The sequence below is a fragment of the Chryseobacterium sp. JV558 genome, from assembly GCF_033712365.1.
GTDB lineage: Bacteria > Bacteroidota > Bacteroidia > Flavobacteriales > Weeksellaceae > Chryseobacterium.
Genome location: NZ_WJHU01000006.1, coordinates 105,545 through 126,638, shown reverse-complemented (window position 1 = coordinate 126,638; position 21,094 = coordinate 105,545). Strand labels below are relative to the sequence as shown.

Sequence of the window (21,094 nt, the reverse complement as noted above, 5' to 3'; positions counted from 1 at the left end):
ATTCTATTTTTTCAGAAGAAGATTGCAGATCTTTTTCAGACTCGAATTTTCTTTCCAGCTATTTAATTTCCCAATGATCTCTTTATCGGCTTCTGAATGATTCAAGGCTAATACTTCATGGTAAATTTCCAGGATTTTCTTCAGATTGGTAACCGGAGCATCCATTTGAAGCAATATATTGGAAATCAATTCTTCAAGAGCAGTATTATGGTTCTTACTCACATTCAGCATATGGTGCTGCATAAGATCTGTTAATCTTTTAACGGGTGCCCATTCCAGCTTTTCATGCAGACCAATCACTCTTCCTAGCCATGCATTATCCATCGTTTGGGAAGACACATGTTCCAACCATATTTCAGCTGCTGTACCACGAATGGTTTTATCACTGTCCAGGAAAATAGTTCCTAAGAACAGATATCCTATTTCGTCCAAAGGTTTTTTGACCTGATAAAGCGCATTTGCTGTATTCAAAACCAAGCTTCTCTCATAGACTTCAGCAATTCCTGAAAAGAAAAGACAGTGTTTGATTACTTTTGCCAAAGCATTTGCCGGGGTGTTCGGAAAACACAGCATCAATGCAGGAATTTCGATAAGTTCTTTCTGTTCGGCCACAAAATATTCCACAAATAAAGGGTCTTTCCTTTTTGTAAGATGATATTTAGGAATAACAATCTTCAGCTCTACAGGGTAGTATGAGTTTTTCTTATTGTCAATAGTTTTCCATTTGTAGGCTCCCGAAAAGAATTCTACAGGAATATCGTCATATCCGAAACTGCTGAATTCTTCAAACACGGTTTCCGGTGAACGGGTAATTCCCGCCGTCATCCACCATGAAGGATGTTCAAATTTTCCTTCCGGCTTGGCATTTTTACCAAAGAAGAAAAATAACAGTTCTTTATATTCTCCTTTTAATCTTTTTTCAGCTTCTATTATGGCTTCTGAAGTATTGTCTAAAGCACAACGCTGCAGTGCCAGCTGAATATCCAGATGATGGGGTTCAGTATTACTATTCTGGTAGCTCTCCAATCTTTCCACCAATGTAACAGGGGAAATCCAGCATGGAGCATGGGTAACCGGAAACAATAAAGGAATCTTATCTCCGGATTTTATTTTTTCATAAGCATAGATGGCAAGCTCTTTAAACGCGGTTCTGGCAGGGCAATCTGCACCTACATTTTCAATAGGTCCCAATTTTTTCTGATAATTGGAATAAGATTCTCTTGCTGTTTCCTCTTCTTTGGTCTTATGATAAATTTTTTCCAGATTTTTAAGCTGAATCGGATATTTTTCCAGTAAATCCAAGCCATAATTGATAATGGCATTACACAGTAAAACATTTAGATAGGGAACTTCCCATTTCGCAATTGTTTTACAGGCTTTCAAAAATACCGGTTCTATTAATTTCACAGATTCCGAATTTACATCACCTGCAAAGCGGATAAATCCTGCTAAAGCAATATCACAATGATGGCTGTATGGATCATCCATGGCCAAAGGAAGATAAAACATCAGATCTTCAAAGTTCTGAAGTACTTTTACAGCATTTCCTTCTGTAGTCAGAGATAATTTCTCGGAAGCTATTGCCTCCAGCTCGGGTTGTTTTTCTTCAATATATTTCTTCAGAAGAGGACGTACATTGGTGAGTATATTGTCTGAATAATGGGAGAGAGCCTCTATCATATTTTCTGAAGCCGGAATGTATTTAAGAATGATCTTCGCTGCTTTCGACTGTATGCCATCATCTTTGCTGACAAATGCCGTACTTAAAGCCATTCCCAACATTTCGGGATCTATTTTCTTTCTCTGGAATATTTTTTCGGTAAGAACCAAACTGGAAACAACCACTGTTTTTACTTCCGAACTCAACAGATTCGGAAGGTAGTGGGAAAATTCATCATTTTTAAAATCAGGAACTGCAACAATTTTTTTCAAATGTGACAATATGGTATTCACGGCTTTTGACTGTGAGGAAGCCAGCCCTGCAAGTAGTTCGTCCTGCAGTTCAGACAGCTCATCTTCTGTTGGTTTTAATGATGTAAACGCATCCATAAACCAGCCTGTGACATTTTTATTAAAATTTCTGTTGGAAGCCAAAAGACATTCTTTCAAAAATCTCTTTCTTTCAATCTTTTTTTCTGTGATCAGCTTCTGAACAATAGGAAACCATTCTTTACGGAAGGGTAAAGATTTGGAAGGATATTCACATAAATACCAAAAGTGGGTAGTAAGTGTTTCAGGGTGGCGGTCCAGTTCTGCAGGATAATTGCTCAGATGGTGTCCCAGCAATTCAGGTTTTGGCTGTACATAGCCTTTTTCCGTCCATCCTAAAATATCCTTATAGTTAAATGCTGTAAATTCAGCTTCTACAGATTCATTGATAAAGTCTGAGAACCATTCCGGACATCCCCACTCTAATATCTGCTCTGTTTGTTCTGTATTTCTGAAAAGACTCCAGTAATTTTTACCGAAATTCTTTTTATCCATACATACAAATGAAGCAATATCAATAATGGAATGCTGACTTACAGATCCTGCCGTATGGTAGGAATTTTTAGTCATTACAATCTTGCTGATCTCGCGGTCCATTTTCTTTATTGATGGTACCAATGTCTTTCTTTCCTCTAGGCTAAGCTGTTGTAGAAAAGGGATTATCTCATGTATTTTTTCCTCATTAAGGATCTCATAAAGTCTTTCTTTCATGTGCTTCTAATTTGATGTATAAATTTGTTTCAGGTTATTCATTTTTTTTCCATTCTTCTAGCAGTCCGATAATGGCTTTGCCTGTTCTGCTTTACAAACCATTGCAAAGCTCAAGAGGCTTTTTAACATTAAAAACTGATTTTCCAACGGCTGAAAGAATGGTTATCAGCAGTTTTCTGAAAGTAATATCACAACTGGTAATCAGATTGATACGTTTTAAAATTCTATCTGTAAATCTCTTCACAGACGTCCATTCAAAACTGGTCTTTTTATTGATTATTATTTCCAGTTCCTTTACCTTAAAATCATCCGAAACTGCCTTGTTTAATAAGGCTTCAAAAGCCGTACCAGAGAGTGTTTCGTATTTATTAAACAGTCCCGAAGACAGGAATAAATAATGCATCTGCGGGGAGGGTAAATCTATCTTCATCCAGACATCCGGAAACACCACCTCATCCTCTACACTATACTGATATACAGAACTTAACAAGATTTTATTTTTTCCCATTGAAAAAAAAGATCCTGAAAAGCAGAGTCTCTGAAATAAAATTCTCATCAGCCTATTATGATAAACACTATAATAAGAATTGAATAAAATGTTCAAAAAAGAAGTATTTTCAGGAGGATATTTTTCAGAAAATCCGTCGACAAAACAAGCCGGTATCGCATCATATCCGGATTTGTCTTTGTACTCATTTCCCGCTTTGCAGCAAATCAAAGAAGCCAATACAGAAATTGTATTGCGGCTCAGTTTTTTATTCCTATGTTTTTTTAAAAGAGCAGCAATTTCTTCTTTATCTTTTGGTGTAAGCTTTTTAAGAAAAGGAACAATCTCCTTTATTTTATAGTTTAAATATATTGCCTTAAAACCTTCATCAATAAGCATAAGTTCATTCTTATCAGCTAAAATAACAAAAATTGACTGACAGACAGTAAATTATCCCTTAAATGTGAATTTTTTAACAAAACATTAAGTTAATAAAACCACCTCTACCACGTTCTTTACAGACAACAAAACAATTCCCTGTTTAAAGATATATTGATAAAAAAGAGGATCTAAGGCCGATATTTTAAATATTCTACTTCTCCTATCCTTATTTATTTTTGAATTTATTTTGGTTTAAAAGATCATCACCTTTTCAGCCAGATACGTTAATTTTATTTAAAATAAATGTTCGTGAAGGAATAGCAAATAATGACTGAATTGTGACCTCATTCGGGAAAGTAGTCTTTCCTGTTTCTGCTTTCCCTTCAAAAATACATTTCTGCTGATATGTTCATGTAATTCTGGCATACATCAAATGAATAAAAGTTTTCATTAAAGTTAATTTATAAAAAAAGACTCCCTTTTTCAAGAGAGTCCGTTTGGTTGATAATGCTGAAAATGCAACATTATTTTAATAATTTTTCAGACACCAATGCAAAATCTTTGCAATGTTTTTGGCATCATCTACACCTCTGTGATGGGTGCCTTCCAACGTAAGACCCAATTCACCCAAAGCTCTGTTCATCCCAACACTTTTCCTGATAGTAGGATGAATTTCTCCAAATAATGTTTTCACATTGATATGGTCATCACTCATAGGATAATCTGTGTAGAATCTTCTTGCCTGGTCCTGAAGCATGTTCAGATCGTAATTTCCGTAGCTGGCCCATGTTAGTTCTTCTGAATCGTATTCTGCTCTCAGGATATCGAATGCATCGTCCAGCATGATTCCTTCATTATCCAGCATATTTTGGGTAAGGGTGGTAAGCTCCGTACAGAACGGACTTACTTTTGAATATTGGGGTTTTACCAGAATCCCTTCATTTTTGGAGATCTTACCGGTCTTTGCATTCATGATGCATACGCCGATCTCGATGATCTCACTTTCCTGGCCTCTAGGCGGTCGGTTTTCCCAACACGTTGCCTCAAGGTCTACTATTAATATATTGTCTGTTGTTTTCACTTTTTTAAAATTTGTTTTAAAAGATAGAAGCTCATCGCAGGAACCTGTAATCCCAGCTTCAGGCTTCTATCCGAATTAATTTCACAGAATCTTACTTAAAATTCTGGCTGTATTGTAAGCATCGTCTGCTCCGCTGTGATGAGTACCTTCAAAATCCATCTTCAAATAATCCAAGGCTCTCTTAAGTCCTATTTGTTTATTCAGTCTGAAATGTCTTTTAAATTCATGCATCACATTCATGTAGTTTTCTGAAAATGGATTTGTTATTCCAAGCCAGTCACACTGTTCTATGATCTGCTCTCCATCAAAGTTTCCATATCCTGCCCATGTAAGCGGTACCGAATGGTATTCATTCCTGATCATTTCACAGGCTTCTTCGAAATAGATTCCTTTTTCTTCTATCATTTGAGGAGTAATTCCGGTCAGTTGTGTACAAAATCTGTTGATTTCTGATCTTTCGGGGATTACATAAATGCTTTGTTTTTGGGAAATTGCTTTTGATGTTAAGTTTAATTTGCAAATCCCTATTTCTATAATATCGACTTTCTGCCCGATGGGAATTCTGTCATTTTCCCAGCACGTAGCTTCCAGATCGATAATGATAATCTCATTGGTCGTTTTCATGATTCTTTTTAGAAATTAGAAGCTAGAGGTTAGAGGTTAGAAGGTAGTTAGTTTCTACCACTCTACCCTTCAGCTTCTTTTCCATTGTTAATTGTTAATTTCTAGGAGCAAATGGTGGTGTCCATTTTTTCCTTTTCATCAATTCTTTGACTTCTTCGTAGGAAATCGGATAAAAATCGTGGCAGTCTACCCCTACGTCAAAACTTAATGCCATCTCATCATCCGGCAGTGCTCCGTGTGAATGTCCGTATAACTGCCAGACACCGCGGTGCGAGCCATTCCAGGTACGCATGGCGTAGTGGAAAAGAATGATTTTCTGTTTTCCGTTGCTGTTATCTGCTTCATCAATTTTCAGTTCGTGATAATCTCTGATGGAAGCAAAACGTTTGGGATAAGTTAAAGCCGCTCCCTCGTGGTTACCTTTGATCAAATGGATATTACCATTTAACCTGTCTAAAATCTCTTTTGTAAAATCCGGTTTTCCCAGACTCATATCTCCTAAATGGTAGACCGTATCACCGGGTTGAATTTTCTCGTTCCACCTTTTAATGAGTTCTTCATTCATATGGTCCAGAGACTCAAAAGGTCTTTCTGAAAATTTTATAATATTCTCGTGACCAAAATGATGGTCTGCTGTAAAAAATATATTGGGTTTCATTTTTTTTAATTGTTTGTTTTTAACTACACAATTTTTAACATTTTGTTGTCATTCTGAATGAAACAAAGTGGAATGAAGAATCTCTTTCACTTTAAACAGATTCTTCATTCGTCTGAATGACACATTCAATGTTTAACTTCGTAGTCTTGTTTAATAAATATTTTTAATTAATTCTTACGAAACGCTTTATAAAAAGCTGTTTCAATTTCTTCCTGATCACTTTCCGTATATCTTCTTGAAAAGTGAATCGGAATGGCTTCTTTTACCTGGCACTCATGCATGATTTTTCCTGATGCAGAAGCAAAACTGTGGTAATTGATCTTTGCAAATTCCTGATCGGTATCTTTATAAAAGCTTTCAATATAAACGATATCTGCACGTTCAAATATTGTTCTGATTTTTTCATAATTGCTTTCATCTGCTGCATGATCCATGATTACGCCAAGTTTATAACCTGTATTACGAGTTAACAGATCAAACAAATCAGCTGCTTTGTAAACAGTTTCTTCAATTTCGATTTCTTTATCACCATCATTATTTTCAAAAGCGGTTTTCAGTTCGCTTATCCATTTTCCTTTTTTTAAACCGGAAGCATTTTCATTAAAGGTGACCGAATCTTTTTCTTTAAATAAATAAGCGACAGAATCTGTTTTGTGATCCAGAATAGCAAAATCTACGTTGACATATTCGTCTTCAAACAGGAAGTTCTGAGTCTTTACCAAATCCAGATTCCAATATGACGGACGAAGGGTGTAGATATTAATTTCTTCTTTTGAAACAATCTCCCGAATTTCATATTCAATCGCGTTTTCAGCAATCAGATTCCAGGTGTAAGATTTTAACCTTGCTTCAACCTGTTGATGAATATTTTTTGGTCCGCAGATTACCACCTTTTCTCCACTTCCAATCTGATGTCTGAAAATTCCATCAAAATTGGAAAAGTGATCAATATGGGTATGACTAATGAATACAGCTGATATAGACTGTACTTCTTTCACAGTCAATAAACTTGCTTCTCCACAATCACACAAATAGTGTTTTCCTGAGTTAGGAATTTTAATCAATATACTGATGTCTTCTTTTAAAAGACTTTTTATTTCTGCCTGTAACATGTTTTTTTCTTTTTATTAAACCATAAAAAATATAAACTCTGTTTTCACTTTTAACGGTTGAGATTCCTACGGAATGACAAACTTACTGCATAATGAAAATCAGGTTCTTAAACTCACTTAGCATTTATGGTTAAGTTTATACATAAAAAAGTTTCGGTAAAAAATACCGAAACTAAACTTTAAGAGTCATCAACTCTTCTTTTATAAAATCAATTACTAAAGAATTCAACTTTTTGTTGATTCTTTTCTGCTCTTCTTTTTCAATTGCTGTAAAAGCTGCCGGAAAGTCTTTCTCGAAGTCTTCTAAAATATCCTGTGAAAAAAGTCCAATCACTTTGCCTATCATTTTAGGCTCAAATTCACCAATTTTACTTACCACATTATTTAATCTGTTGACAGTAGCATATTTTTGGATTTCTTCCCAGATCTCCTGAGCTTTTTCACTGAAATGAACCTGTTTCTGAATAGTTTTATCTTCTTTTCTGACCATTTTGGATTTTTCGACCCATTTTTCATTCTTATTTTTCAGAATAATTCTTGCGCCGTTTCCAAAATATTTGGTTTTCAAAGTTTTTACAATGGTTCCTTCACACCTATTGTCCTCCAATTCAGGTAATCCCAGCCAAGCCGGAATTTTTGAATTGAAAACATTGGGGAATTTCAAAGCGTCTTCAAGATTTCCCTGGAACAAGATTTTAGCATAGAAAAATCCTGTTGTCTCAAAAATCTGATTGACAACCTCTGTATCCAAATAGGTAATCCTATTCAATTTGATATCGAAAGCGTAAAATTCGTTGTGAGGGGCATACTCAATGCCTTTCTGTACCTTCACAGCATCTTTTACAGGTTCTACTTCTTTATGTTTGTAACCACCACCAAACAATTCACCGTAGATCACTACAGTTTCTACATCAGGGTGGATGGTTTTCACTTTCTGAAACACTTCTAATACATTTTTTCTGTAGCGTTCCAAAATCTGATGTGCATTGAAAAATTTTTCATCTTTTTCGATGAAAGCAGTTCTCTTCGCGATTTTAATTTCCTCTCCGTCGGTAAAGAAAGAGAAATTAGCTCCGTGAACTTTTTCCTGTACGATGAAAACCTCATCCCCAAAACCCTGCATCCTGATCTGTTCGATCACGCGGGTTTGGTAAGCATTTTCTATAGAGTTATATGTTTTAAAAATCATTTTGTCTTAGTTTTTTTTAAAGTTTTTTAAAAGGGAAAGAATATTTTCCTTTCCTACCGGATTCATGGAATGACAATAGAACTTTGGAAGATCCAAATAATTGTCCATACAATATTCTACCAGCCATTTGGCGCAGTCGTATCCTGTTCTTTCAACGCATTCCTGAGAATCTTGTTTGAGATAATGCTCATCAGCCAGGTCATGGTCAAAAGAAATCATTTCAGGAAGTCCTTTTTCCAAAATCCTGTTGACAAAATGTTCGTAATTCCGAACAATATGCCAGTCGCTTCTGAGGAACATATCCTGTTTGGTATAATGATACGCCTCAATAGGATATCTTATATCATCCAGAAATAATAATCTTTTTGTCTTTTCCATAGCTATCTTTTTAACTCAACCATAGTCATTATGGTTCTCGTTTTATATTTAAGTTTAAACCATCATATCAGCACAATTGGAACTTGCGAAGGCAAAAGGTTTTGCTTTAAACACATATCCCATTCCCAAAATGTATCCCATTGCATCTTTTAATGCGACATTGGATTTAAAGTCGGGGTCAGTATTAATGTCTGCGTGTACCTCCATTTCCACACCATAAGTATCCAAAACAGAGCAGATAGCGTATGCAATTTCAACAGATTTGTTGACCTCATTCAGCATTCGCTCTTTGATACTGATACTCTGTATTTCTCTTTCTTTTCTAATAAAGGTAAACGCTCCTTTTCCCTCACGAATAAATACTACTGCCGTAGCATAATTGATGGCATTTCCATATACATGAGAGTCTGATCCCACGCATACTTTCAGACGATGTCCGTTTGCCTGTTCGCGGATAATGGCTTCTTCTACCAGCTGTGTGATAGAGTTGTGGAAAAATTTTCCGTTCATATTCTGCCATGTTTGTTGTTGCGTTTCCATTTTTTCTACATATTTTAAATTGATAAATGATTGTTGATAATTGATAAATGATAACCCTTCACTGGTTTCATCTTTTGCACTCCGAACTGGACTCGAACCAATACCATCAGTTTTGGAGACTGAGATGCTGCCATTACACTATCAGAGTAATTCATGAGTAATAAGTAATTGGTAATAAGCAATATCAGAAACTAGTCAGGTATCAATGATTACTCATTGCGCATTACTTATCTTTCATATTTTTGTGGAACAGACAGGAATTGAACCTGTACCTTTAGTTTTTCAGACTAACGTGCAGACCTTCTACACCACTCTTCCGGATTTTTATAAGCAATGAGTAATCGGTAATTAGTAATTGCTACCCTATATCATTACTTATCGCTCATTGCTAATCATTTATGTTTTAGTACGGGAAGAGGGAGTCGAACCCCCAAAAGCTTGATCCTAAATCAAGAGTGTCTGCCATTCCACCATTCCCGCGGCGTTTTTATGAATAATGAATAATTTTTTATACTGTTTAATTACTCATTATTCATTGCTTATTACTCATATTCTGTACCTCTCCCCAGATTCGAACTGGGACTTTACGGGGTTTAAAGCCGTTTTCTCTGCCAATTGGAATAGAGAGGCATTTTTTTTATAAGTAATGATTAATAGGTAATTAGTAATATGAAACTCTATTATTACTCACTATTTATTGCTTATTACTCATCATATGACATCTAGGTTTGAGAAAGCTCTGTCTATAAACTATGCCTGCTAGTGCTTGTAAAGATCTTCTGCGCTTGACAAACCTTTCTCATTTCCTAATTCTATTTTGTTTAAAAAAAGTAAAAGGCTGTCTTTATTTTTATTGACTAAAGATCTTCTGCTCTTGACAGTCCTTTTTCTCTTTTCTTCATTTTTTTGTGAATGGTAACTGGCCAATTTTTTAAAAAAAAATCTGAACTTTCATGGTATTATATCAATTCAATATTGACCAGCTATTCACATCCAGTACTCTATAAGGGAATCGAACCCTTATTTTCTGCTCGAAAGGCAGGCGTCCTCACCGTTAGACGAATAGAGCATTAACCCACTGACCAGGAATCGAACCTAAACAACAAGAGTACATTTCCTGCATGCTGCCATTACATTATCAGTGGTTGGGTGGAAGTAGTAGGATTCGAACCTACTCAGCTATGAAGCAACAGATTTACAGTCTGCCCCGACTCTCCAACTTCGGCGTACTTCCGGATTTCATGAGTCATTAATTTCTCATTGGAGTAAATAAAGTTTGTCTTTATTTTTTTGTTTGATATAAGAACTTCTATGCTCGATAAACTTTTATTTTTTCTCCTGAACTAATCTCATTTTAGTTTATTGAGATGGTTATGGGATTCAAACCCACTCAGTTTATACAACGGTTTTGCAGACCGCCCCGACTCTTCCACTTCGGCGAACCATCAGATTATTAAAAAATAAAGTTTGCTCTGTTATATTTGATATAAGAACGTCTGCGCTTAGCAAACTTTATTTTTACCTAAAAATTTATAAATGATATCTTCAATTCTAACTGTCGTTGGAGAGATCAGAAAAAGTTTGTCTGTATTTTCTGTGTTTGGCTTAAGGATCTTCTGCTCTCGACAAACTTTTACTTTTTCTCCTGAAACAATTAACATTTCGTTATCTGCGATTTCGGAAAGATTCGAACTTTCAACTTCCGGTTTAACAGACCAGCGCTCTACCATTGAGCTACAAAATCATTGTAATTCCGGAAGGACTTGAACCTTCAACCTTCGGTGTATCAGACCGACACTCTAACCACTTGAGCTACGAAATCATTTGTATTCCATAAGGGGATCGAACCCTTGTCGTTCGGTAGAAAGCCGAATGCACTTACCATTATGCTAATGGAACAATTTGTCTGGAAAGCAAGATTCGAACTTGCGACCTCCCGCGTCCAAGACGGGTAAACAACCACCGTTATCTTTCCAGTTTTGCAGATTCACTTTAAAAGTCTTTTCCGAGAGACAGTCGGAACCGAAATTTTCTATGAATCTTTGCGGTCTATGCGAGAATCGAACTCGCAGTGCCCAAGAGACAGTCGGGCAGGTTAGCCATTACCTCAATAGACCTTTTGTGATTCCGAGAGGATTGTTCATGAATTTCATACTTTGCTTTATGGCATTCACGAATACTTTATATTTCGAACCTCTAATCCTGGGTTTAGAAAACCCATGCTCTATCCAATTGAGCTACGGAACCGCTTGGTAATCCCAGAAAGATTTGAACTTTCAACCCCCGGTTTAAAAGACCGGTGCTCTAACCATTTGAGCTATGAGATTGTTTTAATTTTTGTGAATAATCAATTCGCTTGCTTGTCAATTTTTAATTTCACAATTCACATTTTTTGTAATCCCAGAAGGAATCGAACCTTCAACCTTCGACGTATCAGGTCGATGCTCTAACCAATTGAGCCATGGGATTTTATATTTTGGGTATCTCCGGGGATCGAACCCTGTTCTCCGGTTCCACAGACCGGCGCTTTACCAAATAAGCTAAAGAAACCATAAAAAAAGCGCCTCTTTTTGGGAGGCGCTTCATATATTTTAACGTAAAAGATCATTAGCTGACCCACGTATATAAGCACCTTTCATCCACAATTTCACTATCAAGAATACACAGAACTCCTGCCGGCTCCTGTCCGAATAGTCTTGAATATTGATTGAATATGTTGTGTAACTGTTTCATTTTATTTTTGTTTGTTTCTAAATTATTTTTAATTGAATCCTGAAAACCTGTTGCTTTCAATTTTCGGTTGCAAAGTAAATATGAATTTTTGGAATCCACAAATAAATTTTCAAATTAAATTATTGATAATCAATTAATTACGTGTTGTTTTTGGAGTAGAGAATTTCTGTCCGCAATATTTTGCAGATATCTTAATTACCTAAATGACTGTCTCTCACTGGGTTGCTTATCACTCTATTTTATCGTATTAAAGTTTCATTGTTAATTAAAAAATTTTCATGTTTATAGTTATTTTTTTTCATTCTAAATAATTTCTGACCTAAAAAACAAAAAACGCCTCGGAAAACCGAGGCGTTTCTGTTGTATTTTGATTAATTTTTTACAAGTTTACAGTAAATAATTTCCAAAGTCAGCACATTTCGCCTCATTCCATATCATCTCATCATACCCGAATAATCCTTTATTAGAAGGACTTTCGCATAGTTCTGCATTGATATGTGCTCTTTGTATTGTCATAATTTTCTGGGGCAAAGATAAATCTTTTTTGGTATTATTTTATAAGATTCACAATCTCTGGAAGATTTTAGATACGCAAAGGCGCAAAATAATATTAAAAAAATCTGCTTTAAGGCATGAGGATTTTATCTCTGATAATATTAAATACTTTATGGGCCTCTCCCAGATTAGTTAAAGATGATGTAGAATACTACTTACTATATATTGTTTACTTGCTGAAGATCTTCGATTTTCTTGCGTCTTAAAAATCATACATTAAATTTATAAACTCTTTGCGTCTTTGCGATTTTCCAACAAAATTGTTATGTTATCTTAAACGCAAGGTTTTTTGTTCTTATAAATGCTTATTTTAAGGGAGCTAAGAGGGAATCAATTATAATTGATTTGATGAAGCGGATGAATTCTTTTTCAAAGAGAAATTTTTCTTTTAATTTTTAAATTCTTCAATCTTTTAATCTTTTAATTTCTAAACATCTTATTCCTTCCAGTCTTAAATCTCGAGATGTCTTTTAGAATCACCTCATCATCAGGGTTAAAATATTTCAGTTCGTTCACAATTTCTGAGCGGGTAGCTACTTTTTCAGCAATGATTTCGTAGGCTATATTTCTTGTGACGGTATGTAATTCCGGATCTTTTTTGAATTCATATTTCAGAGCCTCCAGATAAGTAATCTTTTTGTGAGTCGGAGTTTTCTGATATAAATGCTTTATTTCAAATTCCAGTTTTTTAACATCAAAGATATTGGCAAAATAGTTATTCAAACAATTGAAAGCATCTCTGTCTTCTTCCCATCCTTTCAGCAATACTTTTTGTGCCTCTTCAGCTTTTTCCATTTTTTTACGGTAGACCAAAGAAGCTTTCACCATCTGATTATTAATAGTATAATCATCCGCTACTATTTGATAGTAATGATGGGCATTTTTAAGATCATTGATTTCTTTATAGAGATCACCTACTTTTTCTTTCTGCTCCATTTCTTTATAAAGGTCAATGGCTTTTTTGTATTGTTTTGCTTTTTCATAGCAGGTCGCTGCATCGGATTTATTATTCAGCTTTTTAAGATAGACTACGGCTGCTTCATTGTAGAACCCTCCATTTTCCAGTGTCTTTGCACCTCTGTAATTATCCTGCAGCAGATTCATATAGACTCTTGCTGCTTTTTTATAATCGTTTTCAGCAATATATTTCTCTGCTAATTCTTCGTATTTACTCCGGATTCTGTCAAAAAGGGAATTTTCCAGATAGAAACTGCTGCTTCCACTGCCTTTTCTTCCCGCTGAATTTCTGTTGTTTTGTTCTTTATCTTTTAAAGAAGTGATGACAAGAAGGATGATAAAGGCTACAATTAAGAAAATACCTAATGTTCCAACCACACTCCAAAAGCTTTCATGAAATAACTGGGTAACGATTCCGATGACCTTAAATAGGGCCAACAGCATGAATGCAGCTATAAATTTGTCTATAAATTTCTGTTTATTCATCATCATCGGAGTTTAAAATGGTTTTATCTTCTCTGAACAAACGATAAAGGAGCAGCATCACGCAGATCACCAGAACCCATACAAACCAGTTGTATCCAAACATTTTTACCAACGGATAAAATAGGTACACCAGCATCGCCACAAGGATTCCTATTAAAATAAATTTCATCCAGGCAGGTACATTATCACCGCCAAGGTTTAATGATTTGTTTTTAAATAAGAACAAATACAGACCTACTCCGGCAATCATCAGGATAACCATATACATAATATCTGAAACCGGCGCTTTTTTCTCCAGTGGGGTTCCTTCTGAACCTATTCCTTTCACTTTGGATTTGTCGATGGAGGCAGAAGAAGGGTCTACTATATCCAGTGTTCCGTAAAGTTTTCCCAGAGAATCTGCCATCAAAGCTTTTCTCTTTTTCAGCAGGAATTTTACAACTTCTCCATTTACAGGTTTTCCTTTGGTATACTGCTTTAGAGAATCTGAAATTTTACGTTTCAGTTTTTCAGTCTTTTGTTCAAGGTGTTTTGTGATTTTTTTTGTGTAAATAGTTTTAAGAGAGTCTCTGCTTTGTTTTTCTTTATCAACTAGCTTCCCGATGTCTCTTCCTATTTCACTTACATCTCTTCCACCAGCTTTTTTATAATTTTCTTTGTCTTCTTTTGTTTTAGATTCTATGATCCCGGCGTGAACAAGTTCTTTGGACAATTCTTTTCGCTCCTGATGATACAGAGAGTCTATCTTCAGATCAATTTCCGAGGTTCCGGACTGGAAAGCAATCATATCAGAAGGTGCTTGTACAGCATTGTTTGCAATTTTTCCTGAAGAAACGGTCTTTTCTTCCTGTTCGGGATTTTTATCTGAAGGTAAGGCAATCTTTAAAACTATAGCCACAATAATTACCGCCCAGAATATTCTTCGAAAATTTTTTGTTCCTGCACTCTCTTTCTTTCCATTAGAGCCTCCACCAAATAATGTATCCAGCCATGTGAACTTGCCAAAGCCATCTCCTCTGGAAGTTCCCATAACATCCAGCGAAACACCTAATTCTACTGCTCTTTCGGGATATTTCTCAATATATTGTAAATATTTTTCTATTTCTTTTTTATTCCCGGCCATTACTTTTTTCAGATCAAACGGAAGGTTGTTCATCCATTCTTCTTCGGTTTGCTTTGGCTGTAATGCTTCCATTACTTTTTCATCATCTATTTCAACCGTATAGCTTTCAATTTTTTGAGGAATTGAAACTCCGTTAAGTGGTTTTCTAATGTTTTCATCGATGATACCGGGTTGCTGAATTAATGAAATCCAGTCGATTTCTTCTGATAACTTTACCAGTCCGAATTCAGGATGCATAACCAGAAAGGGAGAATCAAGCTGTGCCCAGTCTTCCGGATTTATTTTGGGATAAAAAGTAGTATTTTCAGGGATGAAAAGCCTGTTATCCACACACTGAAAGTAAGCATTTCTCCCTATTTCCTGCGGGGCTTGGTCATTAAAAACAAGGAAACATCCATACAATACATTAGGACTATTGGCCGGGATCGCATAAGATCTTACCTTGCTTACATTAATTCCAAGCATTTCCATTTCCTGAAGCCATACCACAGGTGAAGAGCCTCGGATCAAAAGCCCCTTTTTGGGATAGTTATTTTTCGGGAAAGGTTTTATTCTAAGCTCCATAATCCAAAATCTGTTCTATAAACGGTTTCAAAAACCTGTCACACATATCATCCATTGTTCTTACTTTCAACAGGGCATGTTCCGGAAGATAATATTCTGATCCTCCAAATTCTGTATAGGTTGCTAAAGAAAGAAAACCGTTAGCTGTGGAAGGAATAAAAAACTCTTCAATACTCTTGTTACTGCTTCGGAAAGTCAGCATTCCCCGTGAGTCTGTAATAATTTCGCTTCCATCAGGGAATGTAAATTTATTTTTATTCTGCTCGGCAAAAATTTTAATTTCATATTTATTCTTGGAAAAATCCAGGGTGTTTTCAGAAGCGCTGTACAATTCATGCCCGGAAATAACCAGATTTTCATACCGATTGATTCCTATTTTCTGAAAATTATTGATAATCCTCAATCCGCTTCCTTTCAGTTTGGCAACCTCTGCTTCGGCTTTTATATTATTTTTTTCAAATTCTTTATCTTTTCCTGTAATAGGTTCTACAGAAATATTTCCGTCCCTGTTTATTTTGTAATGGGTAGAATTGTCCGGGTGGTGCAGGTAAAAACTTCGTCCAAAATAAATCAGTCTGTAGAAATCAGAAATATTCATTCCTGTAAGATTTTGCTCAGAATATTCTCCTGTATTAAGATCAAGCTTCGATATTAATTTCTGATCAGGCTGGTACTGACACAGAATAAAGTGCTGTTGTTTGTTTTTTGCAAGAGCAAACTGTCCTTTTGGTTTTATAGAAATGTTATCAAATAAAACTTCACAGCCATGATGCGTTTTATAGTAATCATAGGAATGCTTGTCATAATAGTTATCAGAAAGATAAGTCTTCAATAGCTGCTTTTTTGAACTCAGAATGAAAAACTCTCCTTCATATAAAAACTTAGCGATCTTATTAACAGGGGTTGGAAATAAGACCGGATAATTTTGCGGAAGGTTTGTTTTCTTGCCGTTGAAATTATGAACAGACTGTTTTTGCTGCGGTGGATTGGCCCACAGCTCCTGTAACGGAAGTTTTATTTTCTGAATATGTTTTCTGGCTCCTTTGTGGTGTTTATAAAAATTAATTTCACCATCTGAAGTTGTAGTCACCAAAAACTTAAGTCTGTCTCTATTCTGATGAACCACCCGCTGAATTTTTTCATCCTCCATATTCTCATGATGGGTAATGAAGAAAACTTCAATATCTTTTTCGGTATATTCCTGGTTAAAAAAACTTTCCAACGCTTCTGAAACTTCCAGAACCGGGCTCACCTGATTAAGGTTTTCAACCACTTCTTCCACCTTGTTGAGGGTAATTGGAACACCTGCCTGCCCTAAAGCAAAAACTTTACATTCAGAATGGGCTTTCGGATGTTTGATGACAGCAATTGCAGAGGCAAAAGCCAATACTTTTGGTGTCCCCCAGTTTCTAAGGGAAGTATCAATCAAAATAATTCTTTCAAAAATATTTTCTTCAGGCGGAATTTCTCTTTGGATATAAAGTGCTTCATTATTGGCTACCCTATTCATAAAGACGTCATCTTCATTGGCAAATTCGGAAAGAAGCATTCTGTGAAAATCACCTTTGTTGGTCATATCAGAAATTCCTCCGATGGGCTGTTCTCCGGGAGAAAGGTGGCGCATCGGAATTTTGAGACCGCTCCAGATTCTTTTGATCAGGCTTCCTACCTGAAATGTTTTGGGTTCTTCAATTAATTCTTTGATAAAATCTTTATCCGTATCCGCTGTTGTTTCTTCTTCTACCACCTCATCATCCAGCTCAGGCTCTTCAATCAAACCCTTCATGGCATCAATGATGGATTGTACAGTAGGAAATTTTTCGTTCAGATCTAACGCTTTTAAATCTTTGTTTAAAACGAATGGAGCAGCATCTTGTTTTTCTGCACTGGAAGCCAGCTCATGGGGTCTTTTATAGTAGATTCTTATATTCGCTTCAGCATTCACTGAAGATATTCTGTTGTGGCTATTATTGAATAAGGTCTGCAGCAGTACAATCCTGTTTTGTTTCTGCTTATAAGCATTGGGAAGTGATTGTACTTTTTGAAGAAATTCAATTTGTTTTTCCACGTTGAATTCAAAGTCTTCTCCACTATAAAACTCAGCAGTATGTCTTAAAGGCCCCACAAAATCAATATAACCGTCCTGCATGGCATACAATACCATGAGCAGCGCTCCAAACGGAGGCCATCCCTGGGGCTGAAGTTCTTTGAGGATCTCCATCACATAAGGCCTGTAAGCAATTGCTCCCACTCCCGGAACCGAGAGGAGATTGTTGTCATGGTACCCGGAATCACCGGGAACATCTTCATCAGTTTTCCATTCCCAGAAATAATTTTCATAGGACTGGAAATAAGCCTTTAATTCCATTCTCTTGATTTTTCTGTAAGACGGAACGAGCTTACGGACAATGGACGGAAATCTGTTTCTTTTATTAAAAGGTAATTTCCATTTTCATCCCAAAGCAACCATCCTTCCGATTCTTTATTATATTTCTGCTGTAATAGTGTACTTAGATTTTTAAATTCAAAATCCAGACCTGCCGGCAGTAGATGTCTGTCTTTTGTCCAATATGTTTTTCCGGGAAAGCTTAATAATGGAATGCCCGTAAACAGGGCTTTATCTCCCATAACTGTCCATTGTATTTTTTCTAGTTTAAACTTCGGTAATGCTGCGATACTTTCTTTAATATCAGCGATATTGCTTAATAAAGCAATTACCGGCTGCTCTTCATTACTTTCTTTTACTCTTACCTGAACCTGTTCCTGAATTCCAAAATAGTTTTGATTGGAAAGTGGAAAAGTAAGCTGTAATGCCTTGTCTATGGATATCCAAAGTAATCCTGTTCTCATTTTTTTACTCGGAACCAAAGCTTCTTTCTTAAACAAAAGACCATCCCGAAGTTCATACAGGATAAAGTCAGGTAACTGCTGTATTTCCGGAGCTGCGGCCTGTTCGTCAGTAAAGCCTTTCAGCCAGATTGTTTCTTCATCCACTGCAATCTGAACGTTTTTCCAGTCTCTGATAGAGCCCAGAAAGTCTTCATCAGCACGGGGAAGCTCTGCCCAGAATTCTTTTAAACGCTTTGAAGGATCTTCTGCCATAAGCTTTCAATTTCTTGCTGGATATATTGCTTCTGTTCCGGATTTCTGATCCAGTCGCAACGGGTCTGCAGGTATCTCAGTTTATCTTTAATCACATTCTGTTCTTCAAAACTCAGTATTCCGCCATTCCATTTTTCCACAAGAATTGTCACATCTTTCATGACTTCTTCAGGATTGGGAGTTTTGTTGTGCATCGCCTGTGGATGGGAATCCGGATGATTATCTTTCTCAATGGTCCTGTTGATAATCCCTTCCAGAATTTCAATCTGTTCTTCTGTATCCCAGATATGCTTCAGTACCCAAAGATCGGAAAGCACCGCTTCTTTTCTTCCGCAGATCAGGGCACTCGCAGCAATCAGGTTCTGAAGTTTCACCGCTCTACGGTCTGAAATAGCAATTCCTGTATTCCGAAGGCTCATAATAGTGTTCAGATAGATTTCATAGATTGGTTTAAGGTCTATGGTTCTGCACAGATTCTGAAGCTGCCTGATTCCATCGGCATGAATTTCCGGAATTTCAGTTTCTTCTTCATTTTCGAGCTTTCTTCCGGCTAAAAGTACCTGCTGTAATAGTTCAGGTTTTACATAATCTACATTGATTCTCACCAGAAAACGGTCAAATAATGCGTTCAGTGCTTCATCTTCGGGAAGAACGTTACTTGCCCCTACGAACATCAATGCTGGTAAATGCTTGGTTTCTTTTCCTCTTTTAAAAATTTTCTCGTTAAGTGCCATCAGAAGTGAATTCAGAATAGCAGAGTTGGCGTTAAAAATTTCATCCAGGAAAACCATGGAAGCCTCGGGCATCATTCCTTCTGTATTGGTCAGAAGTTCTCCTTCTTTCAGTTTCCTGATATCAAAAGGGCCGAAGATCTCGTTCGGTTCTGTAAAACGGGTTAACAAGTATTCGAAATTTTTCCCGTCTTTTACTGTTTTTGCAAGGGTTCTGACAATAGCCGATTTTGCCGTACCCGGAGGTCCATACAAAAAGGCATTTTCTCTTGCCAAAAGGCATATTCCCAACAGATCTACGACATCATTTTTACCTACAAAGGTTTCTTTTACGTAGTTAAGAACTGTATTAAGCTGATTTATATTCTGATTCATTGATTTAAAAAATTAAAATTTCCACCATTTTTTCTTCTGGAGTTTCTCTTCATCTTTATTTTCTGCCTGTTCATTTCTTTTGCTGAATGAAAAAGCCAGTCTCTGATAAGGATCTTTAATATCAAAGTACAATTGCGTTCCATCATCGAGTGTAAGAGCATCCATGATCTTATCTCCGTCCTTGACCAGGTTTTGTGATACATCCTGTTTATTCAAGTGATGTCTGACTAAATCTCTTTCATCAGAAATTCTTGTAATAATATAGGGAAATTCTTTGGTTCCGTCTCCGGTTTTTTCAAGGCACTCAAAAATAATCTGAGCGATTGTCATTTCAATATTCCTTCCTTTTTCATCTCCCAATTCCTTGTAGGCAAAATATTTATAGATATGAGCTCTTGGGCTCAGTAGAATATTGACATTTACATATTGTATAACCTCTTCAAATTTTCCTTCATTGAGTAAATCCTGGAGGTCTTCAATATCTTCGGAATAAGGATCATATTCAGGATCATTGATTACCAGTTCACGGCATTTCAGGAAGGTTTCTTTGGTGGGGTCTGTTAAAAATTCAAATACTTTCTCATATGTTTTCATTTTCGTCTTTGGTTATCGTTTTTAGTTCTCGCCAGAATGCGTCTTTGTGAATTCCGAATTCGGCTGTTATTAGTTTATTGATGAACGGAATTTCCGCCAGTTTATAATCTTTTTTTTCAACAATTCTTTCCAGATAGAGTTTTCTGTAGGTTTTATCTTTCAATTCTTCCTGCCAATTCACATTTTTAAGATCGAGATCATACCCGATTCCGGAATAGTGAAACTGCATCAGAATATCTTCAAGCATGGAAATCAAAGGATCTTCAGAATCTACAACGTTTAAAGCAGTAATTACCTGTGGTAAAAACCTCAGTGATAAATCTGCGGATAAGATAGAAGAGATATCCCGGCTTCCTTTAAATGCGGGAATAAGATTTTCAATATTTTTCTGTGTATTTTCTCTGATCAGATACAGCTGTGCGCTGTGATAGAGAATTTTTGCGGACCATACGGCAGTTTCTTTGTTACAAGTAAGTTGGTCAGATAGAAACTCCAGTCTTTCTTTTTCAAATTCTGTTTCAAAATAATCTCCTGCTTCCGCCTCTTCCTGAGGGGAAATTTGCTGTAAGCTTGAGAAGAGCGTAATACATTCTTCCTTACGAAGCAAAAAGATCGTGTCTAAAAACGGTGACTTGGTTTCCATGATCTAACAAAAATAAAATTATTTCGTTGAGAATAAAATTTTTATGAAGAAGATTCATGTTAAATATGGAATTATAGTGTT

Annotated in this window: 18 protein-coding genes and 16 tRNA genes; all 34 read right to left on the bottom strand. The window is 36.1% G+C overall.

What is annotated here, in order from left to right:
* Positions 1 to 3: 3 nt before the first annotated feature.
* Positions 4 to 2,700, bottom strand: coding sequence for a DUF6493 family protein (locus GFU89_RS19130; protein WP_318848639.1), 2,697 nt, complete (start codon positions 2,698 to 2,700; stop codon positions 4 to 6).
* A 91-nt stretch (positions 2,701 to 2,791) separates the two neighbouring features.
* Entirely contained in the window at positions 2,792 to 3,586 is a 795-nt protein-coding gene (locus GFU89_RS19125; protein WP_318848638.1) for a DUF6493 family protein, read from the bottom strand.
* Positions 3,587 to 4,097: 511 nt separating this feature from the next.
* Positions 4,098 to 4,649, bottom strand: a complete 552-nt coding sequence (locus GFU89_RS19120) for a 3'-5' exonuclease (protein ID WP_318848637.1) — start codon at positions 4,647 to 4,649, stop codon at positions 4,098 to 4,100.
* An 81-nt stretch (positions 4,650 to 4,730) separates the two neighbouring features.
* On the bottom strand, positions 4,731 to 5,273 hold the full coding sequence (locus GFU89_RS19115) for a 3'-5' exonuclease (protein WP_318848636.1): 543 nt from the start codon (positions 5,271 to 5,273) through the stop codon (positions 4,731 to 4,733).
* A 94-nt stretch (positions 5,274 to 5,367) separates the two neighbouring features.
* A complete protein-coding gene (locus tag GFU89_RS19110; protein WP_318848635.1) occupies positions 5,368 to 5,931 on the bottom strand; it encodes a metallophosphoesterase family protein in 564 nt (187 codons plus the stop codon).
* A 167-nt stretch (positions 5,932 to 6,098) separates the two neighbouring features.
* Positions 6,099 to 7,043: an MBL fold metallo-hydrolase gene (locus GFU89_RS19105; RefSeq protein ID WP_318848634.1), complete on the bottom strand. Its 945-nt coding sequence runs from the start codon at positions 7,041 to 7,043 to the stop codon at positions 6,099 to 6,101.
* A gap of 172 nt (positions 7,044 to 7,215) precedes the next feature.
* Positions 7,216 to 8,232 carry an RNA ligase, Rnl2 family gene (locus GFU89_RS19100; RefSeq protein WP_318848633.1) on the bottom strand — a complete coding sequence of 339 codons (1,017 nt, stop codon included), beginning with the start codon at positions 8,230 to 8,232 and terminating at the stop codon, positions 7,216 to 7,218.
* Between the two features lie 6 nt (positions 8,233 to 8,238).
* Entirely contained in the window at positions 8,239 to 8,610 is a 372-nt protein-coding gene (locus tag GFU89_RS19095; RefSeq protein ID WP_318848632.1) for a cyclic-phosphate processing receiver domain-containing protein, read from the bottom strand.
* Positions 8,611 to 8,664: 54 nt separating this feature from the next.
* Entirely contained in the window at positions 8,665 to 9,150 is a 486-nt protein-coding gene (locus GFU89_RS19090) for a ribonuclease H-like YkuK family protein (protein ID WP_318848631.1), read from the bottom strand.
* A gap of 77 nt (positions 9,151 to 9,227) precedes the next feature.
* Positions 9,228 to 9,298 (bottom strand) — tRNA-Trp (locus GFU89_RS19085).
* Positions 9,299 to 9,395: 97 nt separating this feature from the next.
* Positions 9,396 to 9,468, bottom strand: a tRNA-Phe gene (locus tag GFU89_RS19080).
* Between the two features lie 89 nt (positions 9,469 to 9,557).
* Positions 9,558 to 9,630 (bottom strand) — tRNA-Leu (locus tag GFU89_RS19075).
* Positions 9,631 to 9,706: 76 nt separating this feature from the next.
* Positions 9,707 to 9,780 (bottom strand) — tRNA-Leu (locus GFU89_RS19070).
* A 367-nt stretch (positions 9,781 to 10,147) separates the two neighbouring features.
* A tRNA-Glu gene (locus tag GFU89_RS19065) sits at positions 10,148 to 10,219 on the bottom strand.
* 81 nt (positions 10,220 to 10,300) lie between these two features.
* Positions 10,301 to 10,384: transfer RNA gene (locus tag GFU89_RS19060), tRNA-Tyr, on the bottom strand.
* Positions 10,385 to 10,515: 131 nt separating this feature from the next.
* A tRNA-Cys gene (locus GFU89_RS19055) sits at positions 10,516 to 10,597 on the bottom strand.
* A gap of 225 nt (positions 10,598 to 10,822) precedes the next feature.
* Positions 10,823 to 10,894: transfer RNA gene (locus tag GFU89_RS19050), tRNA-Asn, on the bottom strand.
* Positions 10,895 to 10,898: 4 nt separating this feature from the next.
* Positions 10,899 to 10,972, bottom strand: a tRNA-Ile gene (locus GFU89_RS19045).
* A gap of 5 nt (positions 10,973 to 10,977) precedes the next feature.
* Positions 10,978 to 11,049, bottom strand: a tRNA-Glu gene (locus GFU89_RS19040).
* 6 nt (positions 11,050 to 11,055) lie between these two features.
* Positions 11,056 to 11,127: transfer RNA gene (locus tag GFU89_RS19035), tRNA-Pro, on the bottom strand.
* A 68-nt stretch (positions 11,128 to 11,195) separates the two neighbouring features.
* A tRNA-Asp gene (locus GFU89_RS19030) sits at positions 11,196 to 11,267 on the bottom strand.
* Between the two features lie 5 nt (positions 11,268 to 11,272).
* A tRNA-Arg gene (locus GFU89_RS19025) sits at positions 11,273 to 11,397 on the bottom strand.
* A 3-nt stretch (positions 11,398 to 11,400) separates the two neighbouring features.
* Positions 11,401 to 11,477 (bottom strand) — tRNA-Lys (locus tag GFU89_RS19020).
* A 68-nt stretch (positions 11,478 to 11,545) separates the two neighbouring features.
* Positions 11,546 to 11,619 (bottom strand) — tRNA-Ile (locus GFU89_RS19015).
* 8 nt (positions 11,620 to 11,627) lie between these two features.
* A tRNA-His gene (locus GFU89_RS19010) sits at positions 11,628 to 11,695 on the bottom strand.
* A 62-nt stretch (positions 11,696 to 11,757) separates the two neighbouring features.
* Positions 11,758 to 11,883 carry a hypothetical protein gene (locus GFU89_RS19005; RefSeq protein WP_318848630.1) on the bottom strand — a complete coding sequence of 42 codons (126 nt, stop codon included), beginning with the start codon at positions 11,881 to 11,883 and terminating at the stop codon, positions 11,758 to 11,760.
* Positions 11,884 to 12,270: 387 nt separating this feature from the next.
* The gene (locus GFU89_RS19000) at positions 12,271 to 12,399 is read right to left on the bottom strand and encodes a hypothetical protein (RefSeq protein WP_047382249.1); all 129 of its coding nucleotides are present in this window, start codon (positions 12,397 to 12,399) and stop codon (positions 12,271 to 12,273) included.
* A 459-nt stretch (positions 12,400 to 12,858) separates the two neighbouring features.
* A complete protein-coding gene (locus tag GFU89_RS18995) occupies positions 12,859 to 13,887 on the bottom strand; it encodes a hypothetical protein (RefSeq protein ID WP_318848629.1) in 1,029 nt (342 codons plus the stop codon).
* On the bottom strand, positions 13,874 to 15,568 hold the full coding sequence (locus GFU89_RS18990) for an APC family permease (protein WP_318848628.1): 1,695 nt from the start codon (positions 15,566 to 15,568) through the stop codon (positions 13,874 to 13,876). Before GFU89_RS18990 ends, GFU89_RS18995 begins: the two co-directional genes overlap by 14 nt.
* Positions 15,558 to 17,936: a hypothetical protein gene (locus GFU89_RS18985; protein WP_318848627.1), complete on the bottom strand. Its 2,379-nt coding sequence runs from the start codon at positions 17,934 to 17,936 to the stop codon at positions 15,558 to 15,560. The genes GFU89_RS18990 and GFU89_RS18985 overlap by 11 nt, the downstream gene beginning before the upstream one ends.
* On the bottom strand, positions 17,927 to 18,670 hold the full coding sequence (locus GFU89_RS18980) for a hypothetical protein (RefSeq protein WP_318848626.1): 744 nt from the start codon (positions 18,668 to 18,670) through the stop codon (positions 17,927 to 17,929). Before GFU89_RS18980 ends, GFU89_RS18985 begins: the two co-directional genes overlap by 10 nt.
* The gene (locus GFU89_RS18975; RefSeq protein ID WP_318848625.1) at positions 18,643 to 19,776 is read right to left on the bottom strand and encodes an AAA family ATPase; all 1,134 of its coding nucleotides are present in this window, start codon (positions 19,774 to 19,776) and stop codon (positions 18,643 to 18,645) included. The genes GFU89_RS18980 and GFU89_RS18975 overlap by 28 nt, the downstream gene beginning before the upstream one ends.
* Before the next feature lie 12 nt (positions 19,777 to 19,788).
* A complete protein-coding gene (locus GFU89_RS18970; protein ID WP_318848624.1) occupies positions 19,789 to 20,370 on the bottom strand; it encodes a DUF4919 domain-containing protein in 582 nt (193 codons plus the stop codon).
* A complete protein-coding gene (locus tag GFU89_RS18965) occupies positions 20,357 to 21,013 on the bottom strand; it encodes a hypothetical protein (RefSeq protein ID WP_318848623.1) in 657 nt (218 codons plus the stop codon). Before GFU89_RS18965 ends, GFU89_RS18970 begins: the two co-directional genes overlap by 14 nt.
* Positions 21,014 to 21,094 lie beyond the last annotated feature (81 nt).